Consider the following 21,554-nt stretch of genomic DNA (forward strand, 5'->3'; position numbering starts at 1 on the left):
GAAAGAAGAGATTACATGAATTTATTAGTTATCGGTGGAGCAGGTTTTATTGGAACTAATTTTGTTTACTATATACTGGAAAAATATACAGATTATAAGGTTATTAACCTTGATGCATTAACTTATGCGGGCAATTTAGAAAATCTCAAAGAAATTGAGGGTCATAGTAACTATACATTTGTAAAAGGAAATATCACAAACCGACAACTCGTTGATTATGTCATGAAAACATACGCCATCGATGTCATTGTAAATTTTGCTGCTGAGTCTCATGTAGATAGAAGTATTAACAATCCAGACATTTTTACGCAAACCAACATAATAGGAACACAAGTACTTTTAGATATAGCAAAAAAGTTCCAAATTGCAAAGTATGTTCAAATTTCAACGGATGAGGTGTATGGTTCTTTAGGTGATTCCGGTTATTTTACTGAGGACACACCGCTGGCACCTAATAGTCCCTATTCAGCTAGTAAGGCCAGTGCGGATTTGATGGTACGCGCCTACCATGAAACTTTTGGACTCAATGTAAATATTACACGCTGTTCAAATAACTACGGCCCTTATCACTTCCCAGAAAAACTTATCCCGCTTACTATCACCAAAGCTTTACAGGATGAACCCATACCTATTTATGGAACAGGACATAACATACGTGATTGGTTGCACGTAAAAGATCATTGTTCAGCCATTGATCTAGTTCTTCATCAGGGGAAATCAGGTGAAGTATATAATATTGGCGGTCATAATGAGCGTAAAAACATTGAAGTCGTTGAATTGATTCTTGAAAAATTAGGGAAATCAAAGGAGCTAATTGCATTTGTCACAGATCGCCCAGGTCATGACAAGCGTTATGCGATTGACCCTACCAAGATTATCACATATTTAGGTTGGAAACCCCACTATACATTTGATAAAGGGATTACGGAAACGATCCAATGGTACATTGATAATCAAGAGTGGTGGATGAAGCTTAAATGAGAATACTCGTTACAGGTGCCACAGGTCAGCTTGGTATGGATTCGGTGTACTGCCTAAATAAAGTGGGATACGACGTTTACGGATGTACGCGCGAACAACTAGACATTACGGATAACCAAGAGGTATATGAAATTATTAACCAAGTGAAACCGGATGTTGTCCTTCATACAGCTGCCTATACGAAAGTAGATGACGCAGAGCTACAGCCAGAGACAGCTTATCGCATCAATGCCTACGGAACCCGGAATGTTGCATGTGCTTGCGAACAGATAGGGGGAAAACTCGTCTATATTAGTACGGATTATGTGTTTGATGGCAAAAGTTCAAAGCCTTATAACGAGTTTGAAGCTCCTTCCCCTATAGGTGTGTATGGGAAGTCAAAGTTAGCAGGAGAACAATTTGTCAGACAATTTAGTTCTAGATATTTTATCGTACGTACTTCATGGGTATATGGGGCTCATGGAACCAACTTTGTAAAAACAATGCTTAAAATGACCAAGGAACGAAATGAAATCAGAGTTGTCTATGATCAGATTGGCTCCCCTACCTATACTGTAGACTTGGCTAGATTCATAGGAAATCTTATAACAACAGATTTATACGGAACATACCATGCGTCCAATTCAGGTTCTTGCTCATGGTATGAATTTGCTAAGGCAATTTTTGAAGAAGCGGGTATCTCTCATGTTAAGGTAAGCCCAGTCACTACTAACGAATTTCCAAGGCCCGCTCCCCGTCCCCCTTATTCGGTCATGGATAATATGGCCATTCGATTAAACGGTTTTGAGCCCCTGCCGTGTTGGAAGGAATCCCTAGAGAAATTAATAAAACAATTAAAAAGTTAACAATGGAAATAACCCATTTAAATAGTCCAGGAATCCAAAAATGGGATGACAGGAACATCCCATCATAGATGTGTAGGTGAATTTAAGAAAAGGGGAGGCTTGTTTGAGAGATCTTAAAATTTTATTTGTAAAGTCTGGATACGATGTTCCTTATTGGCCATTAGATAGGGGAATTGCTGAAGGCTTCAAAGGGGTCGTTAAACAACTTTATGTGGCAGCGCCAAATGAGAATATAGCAGAAATCGGTCAAAAAATGGAACCTGATTTAGTTGTAGTATTTAATGGCTATAAATTACCCCTCAGTGAGGTACAATCTTTAAATAAAACTGGCATTAAAACAGCAATCTGGATGACGGATGACCCTTATCATACGGATATTACGAAACTTATTGCTTGCTATTATGATTTCGTGTTTACCCAAGAAATAAATTGTATTTCTTATTATAGATCATTAGGGTGCCGCAATGTTTTTCATCTTCCGCTCGCTGCAGACCCCAGTGTTTTTGAGCCAAAAAGTGTTGATGCGAGGTATAGGAAGGATATTTTATTTGTTGGCAGTGCTTTTTCGAATCGTGTATCTTTTTTTGATGCGGTTGCAGAATACCTATCGAGTAAAAATGTCCTCATATCAGGATTGTGGTGGGATCGCCTTAGCAACTATCCATTATTAAAGCAGAAAATTAATCTAAATCATTGGATGTCCCCCGAGGAAACAGCCAACTATTACAATGGCGCGAAAATTGTGATCAATATGCACCGTTCACATGATGATCAATTTCAAAAGCTTAATAGTAACAATATACAAGCATTATCTCTTAATCCGAGAACATTTGAAATTTCTGCATGCGGGGCTTTTCAATTGACAGATATTCGTGAAGATTTAGCCAAGTTTTATACACCAGGATATGATATTGCCACATATAAAACACCAAATGAAATGATCGAAAAGATTGAATATTATCTTAAATATGAAGAAGAGAGAAAAATCATGGGGGAAAGAGCTCAAAACCTTATTCAAAAACAGCATAGTTTTTTGCATAGAGTTTCAGAGTTACTAGATGTAGTTTTTCGTTAAAGAACTTTTCTGGTATAAAAATGCAATAGATAGTTCGCATTTTTAATCATTTGAAGAAATGTGGGCAACATTCGCTTTTTAATCTAAGTAAGGCTTACGCCGTTACCTCATCAGCTTTTTAAACATAGGATAATAGAAAAGCTTTTAATATTTGTCGAGTATATAAAATTACTAAGCTTTACCATTTTGCAGAAAAACATGGATAAACAATAGATATAGGGGGAGTTCGGAAGCTCATGAAAAAAGCGCTCATTACTGGTATCACAGGACAGGACGGTTCTTATTTGGCTGAACTTCTTTTAAATAAAGGATACAAGGTATTTGGGATGCGCCGAAGAACAAGTTCTCCAATCGTGGAAAATATCGCTCATATAAAAAATGAAATTGAGTTTGTGGAAGGAGATTTATTGGATCAAGGTTCTTTGACTGAAATTATTCATAAAACTAAACCGGATGAAGTCTATAACCTGGCTGCCCAGTCATTCGTCGGAAGCTCTTGGGATCAACCGGTTCTCACCAGCCAAGTAACAGGTCTGGGCGTAACGAATTTATTGGAAGCGATCCGCTTGAATAAGTTGGATATTAAATTTTATCAGGCCTCCAGCAGCGAGATGTTTGGAAAAGTACTAGAGAGTCCCCAGACGGAAAGAACTCCGTTTTATCCCCGCAGCCCATACGGAGTAGCTAAAGTATATGGGCACTGGATTACGGTTAATTACCGAGAGAGCTTTGATATGTTTGCATGCTCTGGTATTCTGTTCAATCATGAATCACCACGTAGGGGAATTGAATTTGTAACCCGCAAGGTAACGGATGCCGTTGCAAGAATCAAACTGGGCCTTCAAGATCAACTGCGCTTAGGTAATTTGGATCCTAAGCGGGACTGGGGCTTTGCCGGGGATTACGTCGAAGCGATGTGGTTAATGCTGCAGCAAGATGAACCGGGGGATTATGTCATCGCAACCGGTGAAACGCATACCGTTAAGGAGCTGGTAGAAACAGCCTTTGCATATGTCGATTTAAATTGGCAGGATTATGTGGTGATTGACCCCAAATACATTCGACCCGTTGAAGTAGATTTGTTAATAGGGAATCCCGAAAAGGCCAACAAAAAGCTGGGTTGGAAACCAAAAGTCATGTTTAAAGAATTGATTGAGATGATGGTAGAGGCAGATTTGAAAAAATATGGTTCACACTAAAATCGTTCTCCTTTTTTACGTAGTTGATCGGAAATTATGTTAATTACTAACAAAAATAGTTGTTTGAAAGATGGTAGACTTGATGACTAACAAACCAATTAACATTCATTATAGAGGATCTGTATTTGAACCAACAGGGTATGCAAAAGTAAGTCGCAGTTTAATGCTGGAGATGGCCAGACTGGGGGCATCCATTAAATTCACCCCGTGTATTCAAGAGGCTGTAAGCGACTTTTTAGACTCGGATACAGTGTCGTTATTAAATAGTCTTCATCATAATCCCCTTCCTGATAACCATATCGTATTATTTAATTTCATTCCTACCTTTTTAATGAAAGATAATCCAAAAAATTTTCATATTGGTCTAACTATGTTCGAATGTAACAGGCTCCCACTAGGCTGGGAAGATAAATGTAATCAAATGGATGAGATCTGGGTTCCCTCTACATTTAATTATCATACTTTTGTTGACAGTGGAGTCCTGCCTGCCAAGCTTAGAGTGATGCCGTTGGGCGTCGATACCAATATTTTTCGCCGTCAATCACCTTTGTTGGAAATTGAAGGAAAACGAAATTTTGCGTTTTTAACCCTTGCTTCGAGTTGGGATTCCAGGAAGGGCTTTGAGAGCTTATTGCGAGCATTTTTTGAAGAGTTTCGAGAGGACGAAGATGTTAGCTTAATAGTTAAGACCCGAGTAGCGAGTCAAGAAGAAACTTTTCAACAACAGTCTAGAATTAATCAGATTGCCGAAGAAATTTCTGGAATTAGAAGGCACTCAGTAATTTTAATTTCTACAAGAGAAAATTGGACGGATGCTAGGCTCGCTCAATTATACAACAGTGCCAACTGTTATGTTCTGCCTACTCACGGTGAGGGTTGGAACATGACTGTAATGGAAGCAATGGCTGTGGGACTTCCCGTCATAACCACGAATTGGTCCGCTCACCTGGATTTTATCAATAATACAAATGGTTATCTGATAGAAGTACAAGGTTTTCAGAAGATACATGCATGGAACACAGATTTATTTTACAGTCAACCCAATAAAGAACATCTTAAACATTTAATGAGACATGTTTATCAGAACCCTTCTGAAGCTGTCCAAAAAGCAAGGATTGCCCAGGAGATGGTAACAAACAACTATACATGGGCTAAAAGTGCGAAAAGGATGCTGAATAGGATTCAAGAAATTTAACGTTTAATGATCATACACTTCTAAAGTGGAAGGGGGGACATAAGTGGTACAAATTGTATGGAAAGGTTCTGTATTTGATCATTCAGGTTATAGCAGAGCTTCGAGGGAGTGCCTGTTAGCCCTTTACCTTAAAGGGATAAAAGTTAAACTCGACTTAATTCGGAACAGTTGGCCCCATTACGCACTCTCACCAGATCAAGAAAGAACTTTCAATCAAATGATGGCAGCAAACATCTCTGGACAATCGCTGTATATTCAGCACCAAACGCCAGATATGTGGGAACAAAAGCCTTGGCCATCGGTCGGATTCACGTACTGGGAAACATCCAAAATTCCCGATAACTGGATAAGCAAATGTCATCAAATGGATGCGGTCTTCGTTTCGAGTGATCATAACCTTCATTTATTTCGACAATCAGGAGTAAGTGTACCACTATTTAAAATTAGGCCCTGTCTTTCTCCATTAACTTTAGATGCATCGTTAATGAGAATTCCACCATATGTTCATCAACTCCCCTCTTTTCGCTTTTTATCCATTTCTACTTGGATTGAAAGAAAAGGTTTTGATCGTTTGCTTAAAGCCTATTTTGAAGCATTTTCTTCGGCAGAAGATGTGGTTTTGATTATTAAAGCTATCGGCGGCCATAATGTGGAACAACTGGTATTCGCAGAAAGCCGAAAGTACCGTAACCCGGGCAGGGTTTATATTGATACACAATTTAGAGACGAATCTGAAATGGATGGGTTATATAGAAGCTGCCAGGCGTTTGTCCTTGCCAGCAGGGGGGAAGGTGTAGGTTACCCTTTTCTGGAGGCAGGTGCCCGCGGACTTCCGGTGATTGCGACGGGATGGGGAGGGCACACCGACTTTCTAAATGAAGCAAACAGTTATTTAATTCCCTACCAACTTGTCCCAGTGAAGCCGCAATCTTATTATTACGGTTACCAGCCTGAACAAATGTGGGCGGAAGTTTCTATTGAGCATTTAAAACAAGCAATGAGACGCGTCTATGAAAATTATGGTGAAGCTGCAGCAAAAGCTGCCCAATTAAAAAGCTTCATTGCTCAAACCCATACTTATGACCAGGTTGCCACGGATATTATCACGGCGGCCAACCAACTAATAGGAGGAAAAAACCCTTCACAAATTACTTCTTGTTCCATAAGTGGTGAGAGACTAATTCAAAGGCTTTACGAGCTATATAGAAAAGACGGATCCGAATTTGTTATTCAATTATATAGGGAGCTATTAGAAATAGAACCAAACCCGAGAGATGTTGAATATTTCAGACATTTTCTAGCAGCTGGCCATAGCAAAATGGCGATAACGGGCGCCATACTACACAGATACAAGTTGGATTTTGATCGATCCCTTAGAATGCATGGCAAAAGCAGCCAAACCATTCATGCTATTTTTCGGACATTTTATCATTCCGATGATACCCTATATGTCCAGAGCCTTTATCGGCAAATTTTATTGCGTGAACCAGACGAAGGAGGACTGCACTCCCATCTAGATTATCTGAGATGGCGGGGAGATCGTGTAAGCGTGCTGTTAAATTTTTTAACATCACCTGAATGCAATGCACTTCTTGCTACTGCTAATCCTCCCTGGCTGTAAATTTTTTTCGGCTAATTTTTACTACATGTATGTTCAGGAGGGAGCGGTTTGAGAATCATTCAAAGGTTACATGACATATACCAAAAAGACGGATCTGAATTTGTTGTTTTATTATATAAGGAACTCATGCATCGGGAACCAGCTCCTGGGGAGCTACAACACCATCGAGACTTTTTACCGGCTGGCCAAAATAAAATAGCCATTGTGGCTTCCTTAATACAAAACTGTGAAAGAGATTTCAATCAACCTCTTAAAATCCTTAGCAAAAATAATTCAACAATAAATGAGGTTTTACAGACGTTTTATCAGTCGAGTGAAACCCAATACGTTCAGAGTCTTTATCGGGAACTATTGTTTCGTGAACCGGATGAGGGAGGATTGCAGAGTTTTGTGCATTTTCTCAGACAGGGTGGTGGCCGTCTTTCAGTCCTCATCTCCATCTTAACATCACCCGAATGCACGGCTCTTCTAGCAGCTGAAAACCCACCATGGAGAATGAATCTTCAAAATTTGGTCAGTTTCATTATCCCTACCTTTAATCAAATCGACCTGGTAAAACAATGTGTGAAGTCTCTTAAAGATACAGTTTCACAAATTGCATATGAAATAATTGTTGTTGATGACGGGAGTCAACAACATATTCAACAGCAGCTTCTTAATTGGAGCAGACTAGAAAACGTGACAGTCGTACTAAAGGGTTCCAATGAGGGATTCAGTCGAACCGTAAATGAAGGCATAAAACGTGCAAAGGGTAAATATGTTTTATTGGTAAACAATGACGTCATTTTCCAAGATCGGGAATGGCTGATAAAAATGATAAATGCCATGCACAGTTCAGCTGCCATCGGTGTTGTAGGAGCAAGGCTGCTTTATCCAGATCAAACCATTCAGCACGGGGGGATTGCGCCTGAGGGAACTGGCTTTTGTCATAGGTATCGCGGATTGCCCGGTGATTTTTGGTCCGCGGCTGCCGTAGAAGATGTTCATGCTGTAACAGGTGCTCTGTTTTTAATAAATCAAGAGGTGATTGCGGATATTGGGCTGTTCTCTGAAGATTATTTTACGGCGTATGAAGATATTGATTTTTGTTATAGAGCCCGTTTAAAAGGCTGGAGAATTATTTATTGCGGCCAAGCCAGTGCCATTCATTTGGAAGGAAAGACAAGGGGAGCATTTGTTAGAAATAGTTACTACACTCAGAAGGAATTTGAAGCTATGAAACAGTTTGAAATGAAATGGAGTGAGTATTTTGGCATACTTAAAACGTAAAGACATTGTTTATGTATTGGAAGCGACTGGCGTTTCAGGAGGAATTAAAAACGTCTTTGAGCATGTCAACCATTTACATGACATGGGTTACAGAGTTCATTTATTTGCCCTTGACTATCAACCGAACTGGTTCCATCTGAAAGTACAAATAAGGAAGTTTAATAACTATCAGGAAATGTTACACATACTAAAGATGATGGATGCCATCAAAGTAGCCACCTGGTGGAAGACACTGGATCTCGTTTTAACCAGTTGCGATCCGCAACAAGGGGGACGCGGAATCCCTTTTTACCTCGTACAAGATATTGAGGAAAGTTATTATCCGGATTCACCTAATATGCAGGAAAAAGTACGCCAGACATACAAGACGAGCGTCAATTTCCTAACGATTGCGGACTGGACGACACAGCAGTTGGCTGAACGTTTTCATAAACAGGCGACAAACGTTTCAATCGCAATTGATCTCAATCTTTTCAAACCAAATAGAACCTATTATTACGATCCGTTCCGTATTCTAGCTTGCAGTCGAAATAGCCAACATCTAAAGGGATTTGGCATCACAGCTGAAGCTGTAGAAATAGTTTACAGAAAATTAAGCAGAATATCACTGTTCACATTTGGCCCTGAGCCACCAAATAGAATTCAGGCGCCAACTAGACATTTTCCCGTGCCTAACGATACCACCGTCGCTGACCTTTATGCGAACTGCGGGGTTTTTGTACAAACCTCATTTCATGAAGGCTTTGGCATGCCAATACTTGAGGCAATGGCATGTGGTGCACCGGTAGTTACCACGAAGGCGGAAGGGAACGAGGAATTTTGTATTAACGAATACAATTGTCTTATGGTGGATAAAGGAGATGTGGAGGGAGTAGCGAACGCCATTTATAGAGTTTTAACGGACGGCGAACTCAGAAACCATATTTCCGCTAATGGAATCAACACAGCTCAGAAATATAATTGGTCTAGGGTAATGAATAATTTGGATAATGTGTTTAGCGCATATTAAAGAACAGGTTGTAAACGGGGTCAATCCAGAAGACATCTCATATGCCTTCTGGATTGACCCCGCTTCGGTTAGCGTATTGAATATCATTTGATGACCTTTGAATTGTTTTTATGATAGGAGGTAAGGGGATTAGATTAAACTTTTCTTATATGTGGCCGGCACACCCGCGTACAACGTTTTAGGCGGAACATCTTCCTTTACAAATGCTCCTCCGCCGATTACAGACCAGGGCCCTATCTTAATTTTTTCGCGTATTGAAGAACCTATTCCAATCTTCGCGCCCTCTTCTATCGTTACGTTACCAGCAATGTTCACACCCGGTCCAATTGTAACAAAATCGCCGATTATGTTTTCATGACTAATGTTCGAACCACGATTGATGATCACAAAATTTCCGATTTCAATATTCACCGTCAAAATTGAACCTGCACAAATAACAGACCCGATTCCTACAGAATTCCTTTTTGAGACATAGACTGAAGGGTGAACCAATGCGTTGCTAAGCTTAAAGCCTGCTTCAATTGTTTTAGCAACTAAACGTTTCTTTAATGAAGGTTCTCCAACACCCGCACAAACAATTTCAACTTTGTGCTGTAGTGCATGGATATCCTCCAAATCACCTAACACAGGAACATCATCTACGACCTTTCCTTTCATCTCTCGTCTTTCATCAAGGAATCCGATAACCGTGTGCCCCGATTGCTCACAAAGCAGGTTCATTTCACGTGCATGCCCGCCACAGCCCCAAATTACAATTTCACTCATCGTTTAATCAATCCTCTTAACACGTGTGTAACATCCTCTTCATCCATCTCTTCCCATACGGGTAAACTAAGTATACGGGTAGCAATATTGTCCGTAACCGACAAAGCAGTGTGTGAATAAGATTGGAACAAAGATTGCTCATGACAAGCAGGGGAAAAATAAGTTCGTGCTTCGATTTGTTGATGTGCAAGCAAATTAACATAATCAAGATTTCTACTTCCTTCAGGACATAAAACAGGTAAAAATTGATAAATTATATTATCATCTGTATTTTGAAGAGTCCATCCCTCGTTGTGTAAATTTAATAAATTAAACTTATTTACATACCATTGACGAATTTGTTGTCGTAGCTTAGCTTTTTTGGGGAAGGCATCTAAAGTTGACAGCGCAATTGCAGCAGTATACTCGGACATCTTGCTATTGAGGCCCTGTACGGTTGTTTCTCTCTTCATGGAAAATCCAAAATTACCAGCCTGCCGTATGCTCGCAATAAGATTTTTATTCGCACTATAAATTAAGCCGCCTTCACCCAGCCCAAATGATTTAGTGGCATGAAAACTAAACACCACCGATCCCAAAAACCCCTTTCCGAAGTGCCCGCTTTTTCCTGTATTCCCGAAACTAGAAGCAGCGTCTATTACAACGGGTACTCCTGATGCCACTAAACGTTGATAATAATCTATATTTAAATGAATACCGAACGTTGCATATGGAACCACAACAGCAACTTTGTCTCCCAATTTATACAGTACCTCGTTGATTAACTGTTCATTGATACACCAATCGTCTGGATCAATGTCGATAAAATAAGGCTCCAATCCGCACCAGATAGCAGCTAGAGGCGTTGCGGAAAACGTGAAACTTGGCATCAAGGCATAGATACCATTAGGGCGCTTACATTGTGAAATTGCAAGCATTAAACCAGTTGTAGCGTTGTTAACCGTAGTAACATCGCCAATGTTACCAAAATGCTCATTGAGAATCCGATTTTCAAAAAGTGTGTTCAATGGTCCATAATTGCTATATATTCTTGATTGATCAATTTGGGACAAATAATTCAAAAATGTCCCATGTTTAACTAAATTCGGCCGTAAAAATGGTATTTTCTTCATGTATATTAATGACACACCTCTCCTTTATATAGTGATAACAAAAAATCTGATCTGCCGTACGTCAAATGGGTGCTCTACTTTATAGAAAATTCCAAAAGTTCTACATAGCTGACAACAAAGAATCAATACGCTGTATAACTTCAGTTATTGCTGTTTGTAATGATGCGTCTTGATAATAGGGAATTAAATTTTGAACATGTTGGCGGTGGGTATGAAGTGCTGTCTTAAAGAGATGAACACTATTTAGAAAACCATCTTGCCTGGAATCGATAATTAAATCGAGCCATTCCTTGACTGCGTATAATGCGATATCTACTGAATGGCTATTTTGACCGGAGTGCATTCTAAAATAACTTAAGGGATCTGCAATATACACTGCTTTTCCCTTTGATAATAAGGATAGCCAGGTTGCAACATCATTGAGACAAACATATTGTTTGCCTTTATAGTATCCAAACTTTTCTTTTAAATCACGTTTTCTAAACAGGACTGTCGTTGGCTCCCCAATAACATTTAAACAGTTCGTGAGGACATAATTTCCCAGCTGCTTTCCCTCAAATATTGTCGTGTTATCAACAATTTTTTGTGTGGCTTCAATCGGAATACCATTATTGCCATTCTGATCAATTACCGGTCGATACGAAGTAGCCAAAGTGATTTCTTTATTGCTTAAAAGATAAGACATCATGTATTCAATTTTGTTTATATGAAATACATCATCATCCATTAAATAATTGATAAATTCCCCGGATGCTAGGCTAAAGCATTTGTGCCAATTTTCAATAAAAAAATTCCTTTCATTCTTGAAGTATTTGATATAGGGGAAATTTTTCAGAAAAGGAATCACCATTGTTTGCACTTCATCATTGGTGCTATCATCACAAATGATAACTTCTAAATTGGGGTATGTTTGATTGATGACACTAATTAATGCTGTTTTTAAATAATGTGGTCTGTTATATGCCGGTATAACGACACTTACTAATGGAAGTTGATTTACTGGCATTGTAAGGCACCTCCATTCATAACATTTCGTTCTTGTGGGCTAGATGCCCAACTTCTTTTCCGGTTTCAAAAAATTCGTAATTGGTTACCCCCTTCGTGCAATATACCACATACTATGTATACAGTTCAGGACAAGTGCTAGATTATTATCCCGATTTATAACAGTCATCCAAAATTGGGCGCAAAAGATAAAAATTATACCAATGCCTAACAGGAAAACCCACCCCGATTTATACAGAAGGCGTATAATAAACCATCACTTACTAGGATGTGAATTTAAATGCCTATTCTTCCTTTTGAAAGAATTATTAGTGGGGACTCATCATTTTCTAAAACCTATGTATCCTCAGTGGATAGAGCTACAGCAATTGCTCAGGCAAGAAGTGGATCTGGTACGGTCGCAGCTATCGTGGGGCGTGTGCCACAATGGCCGCAATTGCTACCCTATACAGCTGACAATGTTTTTTCGGCGACGCCCCCTTCCTATGTTTGGGATTCGGTTACGGCCACTCCCCAAACGAGATTTTTCGCTGTATCAACGATTGGGGTGACCTTGGCAACTGGCCAGCAGTTTCTCGTCGATTTAAGCGTGTTTTGCGATGATGCGCATGATTCAAGGATCGACATTTTTGATGCCACTGATAATAAACTATTTACTACTTTAACTCCAGCTTCCAATCTTATCGGTGGAAATCTGGATCCCAATTGCGGACCAACAAATGAAGCCCCCTCTAACTGGCTAAACATTCGCCATTACTCTAATGCAAGTGATGCTGTACCTGTAGGCCTTAACGGTCATACCTTTCAAATAGTCATTTCCTTCGAAACCGTAAACTATAATATTGTTCCACTAGGATTGCCAAATCCAGCAGCATTAGCCTTCACTGCAGATATTTGGTTGATATCTTAACGAAAATAAACAAAAAAAGTTATCCAGCAGATATTTCATAAAGGACAGGCCACCTCCGTGTCCTTTTATCATTTGCTTGCTGTTTTTTCTCAAATAAATGGCTAATTTTGAATTTGTTTTAATGAGGTCTAAGGTAAGAAAGTGGTTGTTTAAAAATGTTTCATTTGGCAATTCACAAACATATAGTAATAAATAATACAGGAATTTACAAAAAACTAAAACACACAAAAAAGATAGAGGGTGGACACCATCGCTGTATCGGGTGTAGATTTTTCGAACAAAAGAGTACTTTATATACCTCCCATGCATGGAGGAACATATAAAGTCATTAGTGAAGGTATTATTGAGGGTCTTCGAAGTCTGGTAAAGGAGGTATATACAGCCCAGGTTGACCAAAATCCCCTCAGCTATGTTGCCCAATTAAAACCAGACCTTGTCCTTGTATTATTAGGAGACACGTTTCATATTGACCAGGTAAGTGCTATTCGCTCAATGGGGATTAAAACGGCAGTATGGTTTACCGATGATCCTTATTATACAGATGTAACCATACAGTTTGCGCCTCACTATGATTTCGTATTTACACAAGAGTTAAGTTGTGTTTCTTTCTATCATGCATACGGATGTTTTCGAGTTCATTATTTACCGCTTGCTGTAAATACTCGAGTATTTCATTATCACAGGCAAGATCATTCTTTTAATACAGATGTTTGTTTTTTGGGGACGGCATGGAATAACAGGATCTCTTTATTCGATCAAATAGCTCCTTATTTATCCACTAAAAAAACACTGATCGTTGGTCCTGATTGGCATCGCCTACAAAACTATCATTTGCTCTCGGATAAAATTCGCCTTGAAGTGTTATCTCCGGAACAATCAGCACATCTCATAAATACATCAAAAATAGTAATTAATAACCATCGTGCGTACGATGATGATACTTTATTCAGTAAGAACAGCAGAAAGTTACTTGCTTATTCAATCAATCCACGTACTTTCGAAATTTCCGCTTGCGGTGCGTTTCAATTAACCGATGTTCGTCAAGAATTACCGAGTTGTTATTTACCCAGAAAGGAATTGGAAACTTATTCATCACCTTCGGAACTAATTGAAAAGATTGATTATTATCTGCGCCATGAGAAGGAAAGAAATGCAATCGCATTAAGAGGACTTAATCGAACTTTAAATGAGCATACTTATTCGAAAAGATTAAAGGAGCTGTTAACACGGGTATTTTTATAGTTTGTTATGTAGGAGGATACATTGGTGAGACAGCTGTCATTTGTAAAATGGAATACCTGCAGGATACAGCATTGATAGAAATCACAAAGAAAGGGGTTGGTAACATGGGATTGGTAGAAAACCGAAGATTGGCTGTCATTGATACTGTTTTCCCATGGAAACTAAGCGGGTTCAGATACTGGGAAAACCAAGAAATTTTTCGGCAACGCCCAGATACTTTATTTTTTGCAACAAATCCACACACGGATGAGTTTCCAACTCACATATACAATTTTTCGGACTTTATTCCATTGGCTTTGTCAGGAAGAGTAACCGATGTTTACAATGTTTTTTTGAATCTGGCTGTCAGCCTCATTGGTCGAACTCAACTTTCTGACGGTACTATAGTACCTGGCTCTAATCCCCTCTTAAACATATGGCCGTTTATTCAAGTTCAAAACATTAAGCTGCATACAACACTGTATCCGGGTGGTGGATTGGCTCCCACCACTCCAATTAATTTACTTCAATTAGATAAATATTTTTCCAGTATATTTACTAACATTCAAGAAATACGTACCCTATATCCCAACAGCATATATGTCCCGGGTATGATTAATAAGGATTTTTATGCATATACTCGAAAACAGGATGTCAGACCAATACAATTAGTTTTTTCAGCCCATCAAGGTATTCGTAAAAATTTCCCTCTTATGGCAAATGCCTTTAATCAGCTTGATAATAGTTTTCATCTTCATATTATCGGTAATTGGGAGGGTTATTTACATTTATTAACCAACAATAACTACACCTTTCACGGAGTATTACAACCTGAACAGATCATGCCTATTTATCAGTCTTCTCACGTATTTATTAGCTGCAGCACACAGGATCATGACGCATTCGATGGATTTCCAACTACCGCGGCAGCTGATGCCATGTCAACGGGATGCGTTTTGGTTACGACAAATCCTCGTCAGGATCGATATGTGCTTGCCAGCGGTCTGGATTATATTGAAATTAACGAAAACAGAACCTTAAACGAGATACTACAATGGATTAAGAACAATTTTCACCAAGCAATGCAGATTGGCATCAATGGTTCCAACAAAATAAGGTCACACTATGACGCCAAGCTCGTCGTCAAAACAAAGCTTAAAACAATGGGGTTGATTTAGTAGCAGTCACCTTGTCTCGTACCATCCTGTTAAGTTTGTTTGTTTTCTTAAATGTACCAATAATGGAGCGTGGTAGCTATCTAAGAGAATGGCAAACGTTTAACAAAAGGTATTCAAAAACAAAATTAAAAGCCGAGATGAACAACGGAGCCGCGCTTTATCGATTACCGATAAACGCTGTTGTTTTTTATATTCGAGCAAATATTGGATATAAGTACTAAATGTTAACATAGCCGTTGGCTTTTTTTTTTGGCTCCTGCTCCAAACGCAGTCTTCTTACAAGTTATGCATGCGTTCCTGAAAACCAAATGGAACAATTTAAAAAAGATCTTTAGTTATGGTTTTCTGCCGTGACGAGTAAAACAAAATCCGAATAGGGTAGGGTTAAAAGATATAAAAAATTGGAAAATGCACTCAAGCGATTTCTTTATCCATACAACTTTATATGCTTTTAAATGGCTGAAAGCAACGCTGGAAAGAAAAAACCATTTACATTAAAAGGTGGGTAATATGAAACTTGTCTTATTATCTGGTGGTTCAGGAAAACGCCTATGGCCAATTTCAAATGATGCTCGTTCCAAACAATTTTTAAGGGTACTACAAAACAACAATAATGAAAGAGAGTCTATGGTTCAGCGTGTCTGGAGGCAACTAACATCAGTTGACCTTGCCCAATACGCAATAATTGCAACTAGTAAATCTCAGGTTGATATGATACAAAGTCAATTAGGACATACAGTGCCTTTAAGTATAGAACCTGAAAGAAGAGACACATTTCCGGCCATTGCATTATCAGCAGTATATCTCCATTCTATTCAAGGTGTGAGTTTGCAGGAAACCCTAGTTGTGCTACCTGTAGACTCTTACGTGGAAGATAATTTTTTTGAAAATGTCAAAAAATTGGAAAAAGTAGTTATGTGTTCAAACGCAGACCTTGCTCTGATTGGAGTTAATCCAACCTTTCCTTCCGAGAAATATGGATATATTGTTCCCCAAAAAGAGAAGAAAAATATGGACTTTTTAAGCGTAAGTCATTTTCAAGAGAAGCCTACTCAATTAATGGCTGAAGAGCTCATTAAACAAGGGGCATTTTGGAATTGCGGTATTTTTGCGTTTAAATTAGAAAAAATCATTTCTTTTTTAGTTGAAAGAGGCCTTCCAACTCAATATCATGAGTTAATTAAGCAGTATAATAAATTACCAAACATAAGCTTTGATCATGAGGTTGTAGAGAAATGTACAAAAATTGTTGTACTTCCATACAACAGCTATTGGAAAGATCTTGGCACATGGAACACATTAACGGAAGAAATGGGTACGAAGATAATGGGAAAAGGCATCTTAAGCAGGGACTGCGGAAATACTCATATCGTGAACGAATTAGATATTCCTGTAGCAGTGTTAGGGCTGTCGGATATCGTTGTTGCTGCTAGTCCAGACGGTATTCTAGTTACTGACAAAAATGAAAGTCCTAGAGTAAAAGAAGTTGTACAATTTGATCAGAGACCGATGTACGAAGAAAGACGTTGGGGATGGTACCGGGTTTTAGACTATACAAAGTTTGATAATGGGAATGAAGTCCTAACAAAACGTATTCGGGTAAAAGCAGGAAGAAATTTAAGTTATCAACTACATTTTAAGCGAAGCGAAGTTTGGACTATTATTAGTGGGGAAGGTGAATTTGTCCTCAATGATAAGTTGTCTAAAGTGAAGGCTGGTGATGTGCTGCAGATCCCGCGCGGAGCCAAGCATGGGATTAAAGCCAATACTGACATCGAATTCATTGAAGTACAGAGCGGAAGTGAATTGATAGAAAGTGATATTGTTCGAATATATATGATTTGGGAAGAGTTATTAAATCATATTTGATATGCTCAAAATCTGTTTGTAGTGAACATCGAAAATTATTTGTAAGCTTAAATCTACTTAAAAGTTGATAAAAAAAGGAATAATAACTTGTTATACAAGATAAAATAAGAAAAAACCAAATTTTTTGGCCTTCCCACAGTTTCTGGCTTCGCTTCATAGGAAATCATAGTTCCAACAAAACATAAGCTACGTTGTCTACTGCTATGGGGTGATACTATGCAAATTCATTCACCCCTATTCATATTGAAGATAAAGGGGCGATGCTTTGTTGAGAACACTTGACGAATTTATATGTGATACCAATTCCCTTCTAACGTTTCCACATTATGAAAAACCATTTATATCAATTATTATTGTACTTCATAATAAAGCGGACTATACTTATCGATGCCTACAAAGCATTTTAGATTATGCTGATGTTCCATTTGAACTGATTATTGTAGATAATGCATCAACCGATTCAACCCCCGTATTATTACAGAAGGTAAAAAATATACACTTAATCAAAAATGAAAAAAATGTAGGCTTCTTAAATGCCTGTAATACAGCTGTAGAATATTCAAATGCACATTGGATTTTATTTTTAAATAATGATGCTGAAATAAAGCCTTACCTTTTATCTTCCCTTTTGAAATCCGGAGAAAAAAATACTGATTGTGGCGCAGTGGGCGCAAAATTAATTTTCCCAGATGGAAAGTTACAAGAAGCAGGTTGTATTATTTGGAATGACGGTAGTTGTTTGGGTTATGGAAGAGGAGATCATCCGAACAAACCGGAATATTCTTTTGAAAGAGAAGTTGATTATTGTTCTGGAGCTTGTTTATTGGTAAAAAGGGAGCTCTTCCAGCTTGTTGGTAAATTTGATGAACGCTTTTTGCCGGCCTATTATGAAGATGTAGATCTATGTATGAAAATAAGGGAACAAGGTTATAAAGTCATGTTTCAACCATCTGCAGTAGTCATTCACCACGAGTATGGCAGCAGTTCACAGAATATGGCCAGTCAATTAATGGCAATTAATAGAATTAAATTTTTAAATAAATGGAAAAATAAACTTAGTTCATTTTACCCTGCAAGTGCTAAAAATGTTTTGTTTGCAAAAGAGCGTCGTGGATCCAAGCGAAAAAGAATTTTATTTGTAGAAGATAGGATCCCTGCTATAGAATTGGGGGCAGGATATCCGAGAAGTTTTAGGATATTAGAATGCCTTGCCAAACTAAACTTCTCTGTTACGTTATTCCCGCTTATTTTCCCCGAAAAAAGAGAACCTTATACGAACATTTTGCAACAAGAAGGAATAGAAGTGGTTTCTGGAGATATAAGGCTGAATTTTCAATCTTTTTATTTTGAACGTAGTCGTTATTATGATGTGATTTGGATAAGCCGACCACATAATATGAAAGCGATAATCGGTATTATAAAAGGAATCAATCCTCAGCAAAAAGTCGTTTATGATGCAGAAGCGATTTATTCAAACAGGACAATATTAATGAATGAAGTCCACGGTAACTATTTGTCGGATGAACAGAAAATTAGCATGGTTAAGGAAGAGATATCCTTGATGAACCATGCCGACATTGTGGTTGCAGTTTCAGAGAGTGAAAAGAAAACCATACAAGAATATTGTTCCAAAAATGTACAAATATTAAGTCATACTGTTGAGGCAGACCCAACGCCAAACTCATTTCATCAAAGATTAGATATTTTATTCGTAGGAACATTTTTATTTGACCCTACTCCTAATTCAGATGCGATTTTGTATTTTGTTCAAAATATCTACCCCACAATATTGGACCAGACTGGAGCAAAGCTTTGGATTGTAGGAACCAATCAACTGCCCTCTATTCAAAACTTATCTTCAAATAATATTATTGTGACAGGTACTACCAATAAAATACGGGATTATTACAACGAGTGTAGAATTTTTATTGCCCCGGTGAGATATGCTGCGGGAATACCGTTAAAAATGCTCGAATGTTTCTCGTTCGGACTTCCTGCTATCGTGTCACCCTTAATAGCAAGTCAATTGGGAATAGCGGATCAAGAATTAATTGGTAGGGATTCTGTTGATTTTGCCAATAAGGTTATTCATTGTTATAACAATGAAGCCATATGGAATTATGCTAGGGAGAAGGGGCTTAAATTTATCGAAAAGGAATGCAGTTGGGATGGGTTCCAAGATCGAATTCGTCAAATGAAACTTTGATGGAGTGTTTTCGTAAACCACAGAAACTGAGGCCAGCTTATGGGGTTTAAGCTGGCCCTTTTGTTTTTGCCTGGCATCTATACAGTTAGAGTCCCCTTTAGCGATGGGGGCTGGAATCGTTTGTGCTTGCGTGATTTGATAGCGGTTATTCGACTGAGCCTCAACACCCGCCAATCAATTCAATACCTGCTTCCATAACATGAACAGGTTTAAGGGAAGTATCACAATACATTTTAAATCCTCTTTCTTTAGCTTGTTTACAAAAGATGATATCCTCCGGTACATTTTCTCCCCAGGCATAGTTAGAATATCTAACACCTGATTCAAACACCCGGCGATGAATGAGATATACAGCACCTGTTAAATCAACCTGTATGACTTCACCTTCATTCCAGCGAAAGATATGGTAAAAAGTTGATCTCTTTTTATCCAGATACATAATATTGTGTGCCCGACTTCCAATCGTTCCTTTTTGATTACAAAGCAGCATTGAACATATATCCAAGTTATCCTTTGCCAGTTTTTGAATTCCAAATGGCGGGACTAAAATATCCGTATCGATGGATAGCAAATATTCATTGTCTGTTTTAAGAAACTCCTCCACCAATATATTACGTAGATTGGCCAAGTGGGAATAGCTATATTGTCCGCGGACCGAACCAGCTGTTCTTCCGGGTAGATTGTTGTATTCCATTACATGGAACCCTGCTCCTTTTAGAAGAGGTATCGTATCGTCAACACAATCATTTGCAATAAATAAGGTATCTAACGCAATCCCTGTTAAATCGGAATTCTGTATATGTTTTATAAACCGCGGTAGGATCCAGCCCCTGTCTCTTACAGGTGCACCTAATAAAATTTTTATATCTTCAGAACAATTATTGCTCATGGTTGCCCACCATCTTCCATTTGTTTGATTTGCTGCTGATCAAGGTACATTATGATCGACTCTTTCCTAACACAATAATTTTGATCAAAGAGTTTTAGCGGTCCATCTGATAATCACATGCTATTTTATGATTTTTAAGCGGATTTTGTTATTAACTTGGAAAAAGGCCTTTGATGTGGCAAGGAGTAAGAGGGATAGGCATTCGTTTGATTTTAAGATTTCCTGATGAAAATTGGACGAATGTCCAATCTAGAATTGACTAATTACATAGAATAAAGCATCAAGAGTAAGGAGGAATAAATAAATGTCATCAACCCCATTTAACGCACAAAACACCGCAATTGGTGAATGTGTGGCAACCCCTGTAACACCCACACCCGTTATTACTACCGGCACGCCAACGGTTAAAGTGCCAGTCGTTTTAGCGGAAGTATCCGTGCAAGTACCCATGCACGCTTTAATCACTTTTCCGATGGGCCAGAATGTTCTGGAAGTAAAAACAATTAAAAAACGTACGAAAGTAACGCAAGCTCGTCTTATTCAACCTAGAACAGGAATCGGTACACCAAAACTATTTCTTTCTGGATTTGTACGTAAAAATATTCAGTACGCTGCGAATCCAATGGTTGAACTTCCACCTACACCATTAACCATGACTACTGAACTCTTATCGACTATAAACTCTTTAACCGTAGATGTTCCTTTCGACTGCGTGGCTCCTATTACCAGTTTCTTAACTCCACCAGTTGGCCCGTTTTTAAATACCCGCAATGAATTTGACTTCCTGGTTTCCAGACCTCTTGGCACGGGATTCCCTGAAAAAGATACCTTAATGTCAACAGATCTTTCCCAGTTCCACCAGGAAAGTACAGAGTTTTTTAATGAACAGGTATTTGTAGAACTTATCAGTGCTGATATTACTGAATGGGATGAATCATTGAACCGTGTGCCTATACCAGGAACGACAGGTATCATTGCAGTAGAGGAAGGAACCTTTACGCAGATGTCAGAGAAAATGGTCTTAGATCTCACACTGAAAGTGCTGCAAAATCAACAAGTACGCTTCATGGCAACACCGTAAATAGCTCACTCGTTTACAATGGGCTAATCTCAAGTCATCTTTATGACTTGAGATTAGCCCTTTTTTATGAGTGCCGTTTTTAAAGTTTGCTGATACCGCATTTACTTAAAAGCCCATTTTTTAG

Annotated in this window: 18 protein-coding genes; 14 read left to right on the forward strand and 4 right to left on the reverse strand. The window is 38.5% G+C overall.

The features are described from left to right. Window positions 1–15: 15 nt before the first annotated feature. From rfbB to PP175_RS09805, 8 genes are all read left to right on the forward strand, one after another. Window positions 16–981, forward strand: a complete 966-nt coding sequence (gene rfbB / locus PP175_RS09770; protein ID WP_272442559.1) for a dTDP-glucose 4,6-dehydratase — start codon at window positions 16–18, stop codon at window positions 979–981. After that, entirely contained in the window at window positions 978–1,826 is an 849-nt protein-coding gene (gene rfbD / locus PP175_RS09775) for a dTDP-4-dehydrorhamnose reductase (protein WP_272442560.1), read from the forward strand. Before rfbB ends, rfbD begins: the two co-directional genes overlap by 4 nt. Window positions 1,827–1,929: 103 nt before the next feature. Then, window positions 1,930–2,901 (forward strand): CgeB family protein, encoded by a 972-nt coding sequence (locus tag PP175_RS09780; RefSeq protein WP_272442561.1) that lies wholly within the window; start codon window positions 1,930–1,932, stop codon window positions 2,899–2,901. A 236-nt stretch (window positions 2,902–3,137) separates the two neighbouring features. Further along, window positions 3,138–4,100: a GDP-mannose 4,6-dehydratase gene (gmd, locus tag PP175_RS09785; RefSeq protein ID WP_272442562.1), complete on the forward strand. Its 963-nt coding sequence runs from the start codon at window positions 3,138–3,140 to the stop codon at window positions 4,098–4,100. An 82-nt stretch (window positions 4,101–4,182) separates the two neighbouring features. Then, complete coding sequence (locus tag PP175_RS09790; RefSeq protein ID WP_272442563.1) at window positions 4,183–5,295, forward strand: glycosyltransferase family 4 protein; 1,113 nt, start codon at window positions 4,183–4,185, stop codon at window positions 5,293–5,295. A gap of 43 nt (window positions 5,296–5,338) precedes the next feature. Further along, window positions 5,339–6,916, forward strand: coding sequence for a glycosyltransferase (locus tag PP175_RS09795; RefSeq protein WP_272442564.1), 1,578 nt, complete (start codon window positions 5,339–5,341; stop codon window positions 6,914–6,916). A 48-nt stretch (window positions 6,917–6,964) separates the two neighbouring features. After that, window positions 6,965–8,185, forward strand: a complete 1,221-nt coding sequence (locus PP175_RS09800; protein ID WP_272442565.1) for a glycosyltransferase — start codon at window positions 6,965–6,967, stop codon at window positions 8,183–8,185. Next, window positions 8,166–9,194, forward strand: a complete 1,029-nt coding sequence (locus PP175_RS09805; protein WP_272442566.1) for a glycosyltransferase family 4 protein — start codon at window positions 8,166–8,168, stop codon at window positions 9,192–9,194. Before PP175_RS09800 ends, PP175_RS09805 begins: the two co-directional genes overlap by 20 nt. 129 nt (window positions 9,195–9,323) lie before the next feature. Here PP175_RS09805 and PP175_RS09810 read toward each other — a convergent pair whose 3' ends face one another. The 3 genes from PP175_RS09810 to PP175_RS09820 all read right to left on the reverse strand — a co-directional run bounded on the left by PP175_RS09810 (window position 9,324) and on the right by PP175_RS09820 (window position 12,077). Continuing rightward, complete coding sequence (locus PP175_RS09810) at window positions 9,324–9,959, reverse strand: acetyltransferase (RefSeq protein ID WP_272442567.1); 636 nt, start codon at window positions 9,957–9,959, stop codon at window positions 9,324–9,326. Further along, window positions 9,956–11,071, reverse strand: coding sequence for a DegT/DnrJ/EryC1/StrS family aminotransferase (locus PP175_RS09815; protein WP_272442568.1), 1,116 nt, complete (start codon window positions 11,069–11,071; stop codon window positions 9,956–9,958). Before PP175_RS09815 ends, PP175_RS09810 begins: the two co-directional genes overlap by 4 nt. Before the next feature lie 100 nt (window positions 11,072–11,171). Then, complete coding sequence (locus PP175_RS09820) at window positions 11,172–12,077, reverse strand: glycosyltransferase family 2 protein (RefSeq protein ID WP_272442569.1); 906 nt, start codon at window positions 12,075–12,077, stop codon at window positions 11,172–11,174. Window positions 12,078–12,356: 279 nt separating this feature from the next. Between PP175_RS09820 and PP175_RS09825 the strand changes: the two genes are divergently transcribed. The 5 genes from PP175_RS09825 to PP175_RS09845 all read left to right on the forward strand — a co-directional run bounded on the left by PP175_RS09825 (window position 12,357) and on the right by PP175_RS09845 (window position 19,460). Beyond that, the gene (locus tag PP175_RS09825; protein WP_272442570.1) at window positions 12,357–12,986 is read left to right on the forward strand and encodes a hypothetical protein; all 630 of its coding nucleotides are present in this window, start codon (window positions 12,357–12,359) and stop codon (window positions 12,984–12,986) included. A 240-nt stretch (window positions 12,987–13,226) separates the two neighbouring features. Continuing rightward, window positions 13,227–14,228 carry a CgeB family protein gene (locus PP175_RS09830; protein ID WP_272442571.1) on the forward strand — a complete coding sequence of 334 codons (1,002 nt, stop codon included), beginning with the start codon at window positions 13,227–13,229 and terminating at the stop codon, window positions 14,226–14,228. 104 nt (window positions 14,229–14,332) lie between these two features. Next, window positions 14,333–15,385 (forward strand): glycosyltransferase, encoded by a 1,053-nt coding sequence (locus PP175_RS09835; RefSeq protein ID WP_272442572.1) that lies wholly within the window; start codon window positions 14,333–14,335, stop codon window positions 15,383–15,385. Between the two features lie 510 nt (window positions 15,386–15,895). After that, window positions 15,896–17,254: a sugar phosphate nucleotidyltransferase gene (locus tag PP175_RS09840; protein ID WP_272442573.1), complete on the forward strand. Its 1,359-nt coding sequence runs from the start codon at window positions 15,896–15,898 to the stop codon at window positions 17,252–17,254. Window positions 17,255–17,522: 268 nt separating this feature from the next. Further along, the gene (locus PP175_RS09845; protein ID WP_272442574.1) at window positions 17,523–19,460 is read left to right on the forward strand and encodes a glycosyltransferase; all 1,938 of its coding nucleotides are present in this window, start codon (window positions 17,523–17,525) and stop codon (window positions 19,458–19,460) included. Window positions 19,461–19,620: 160 nt separating this feature from the next. Here the strand turns inward: PP175_RS09845 and PP175_RS09850 are convergent, their stop codons facing one another. Next, window positions 19,621–20,349: a glycosyltransferase gene (locus PP175_RS09850; RefSeq protein ID WP_272442575.1), complete on the reverse strand. Its 729-nt coding sequence runs from the start codon at window positions 20,347–20,349 to the stop codon at window positions 19,621–19,623. Window positions 20,350–20,653: 304 nt separating this feature from the next. Between PP175_RS09850 and PP175_RS09855 the strand changes: the two genes are divergently transcribed. Beyond that, window positions 20,654–21,430 (forward strand): CsxC family protein, encoded by a 777-nt coding sequence (locus tag PP175_RS09855; RefSeq protein WP_272442576.1) that lies wholly within the window; start codon window positions 20,654–20,656, stop codon window positions 21,428–21,430. The last annotated feature ends 124 nt before the right edge of the window (window positions 21,431–21,554 follow it).

This window comes from Aneurinibacillus sp. Ricciae_BoGa-3 (assembly GCF_028421645.1).
Taxonomy (GTDB): domain Bacteria; phylum Bacillota; class Bacilli; order Aneurinibacillales; family Aneurinibacillaceae; genus Aneurinibacillus_B.

What these genes read in the sequence shown, in the direction of transcription:
- rfbB (WP_272442559.1), top strand. Translation starts at nt 16, where the DNA reads ATGAATTTATTAGTTATCGGTGGAGCAGGTTTTATTGGAACTAATTTT.
- rfbD (WP_272442560.1), top strand. Translation starts at nt 978, where the DNA reads ATGAGAATACTCGTTACAGGTGCCACAGGTCAGCTTGGTATGGATTCG.
- gmd (WP_272442562.1), top strand. Translation starts at nt 3,138, where the DNA reads ATGAAAAAAGCGCTCATTACTGGTATCACAGGACAGGACGGTTCTTAT.
- PP175_RS09790 (WP_272442563.1), top strand. Translation starts at nt 4,183, where the DNA reads ATGACTAACAAACCAATTAACATTCATTATAGAGGATCTGTATTTGAA.
- PP175_RS09810 (WP_272442567.1), bottom strand. Translation starts at nt 9,959, where the DNA reads ATGAGTGAAATTGTAATTTGGGGCTGTGGCGGGCATGCACGTGAAATG.
- PP175_RS09815 (WP_272442568.1), bottom strand. Translation starts at nt 11,071, where the DNA reads ATGAAGAAAATACCATTTTTACGGCCGAATTTAGTTAAACATGGGACA.
- PP175_RS09820 (WP_272442569.1), bottom strand. Translation starts at nt 12,077, where the DNA reads ATGCCAGTAAATCAACTTCCATTAGTAAGTGTCGTTATACCGGCATAT.
- PP175_RS09825 (WP_272442570.1), top strand. Translation starts at nt 12,357, where the DNA reads ATGCCTATTCTTCCTTTTGAAAGAATTATTAGTGGGGACTCATCATTT.
- PP175_RS09835 (WP_272442572.1), top strand. Translation starts at nt 14,333, where the DNA reads ATGGGATTGGTAGAAAACCGAAGATTGGCTGTCATTGATACTGTTTTC.
- PP175_RS09840 (WP_272442573.1), top strand. Translation starts at nt 15,896, where the DNA reads ATGAAACTTGTCTTATTATCTGGTGGTTCAGGAAAACGCCTATGGCCA.
- PP175_RS09850 (WP_272442575.1), bottom strand. Translation starts at nt 20,349, where the DNA reads ATGAGCAATAATTGTTCTGAAGATATAAAAATTTTATTAGGTGCACCT.
- PP175_RS09855 (WP_272442576.1), top strand. Translation starts at nt 20,654, where the DNA reads ATGTCATCAACCCCATTTAACGCACAAAACACCGCAATTGGTGAATGT.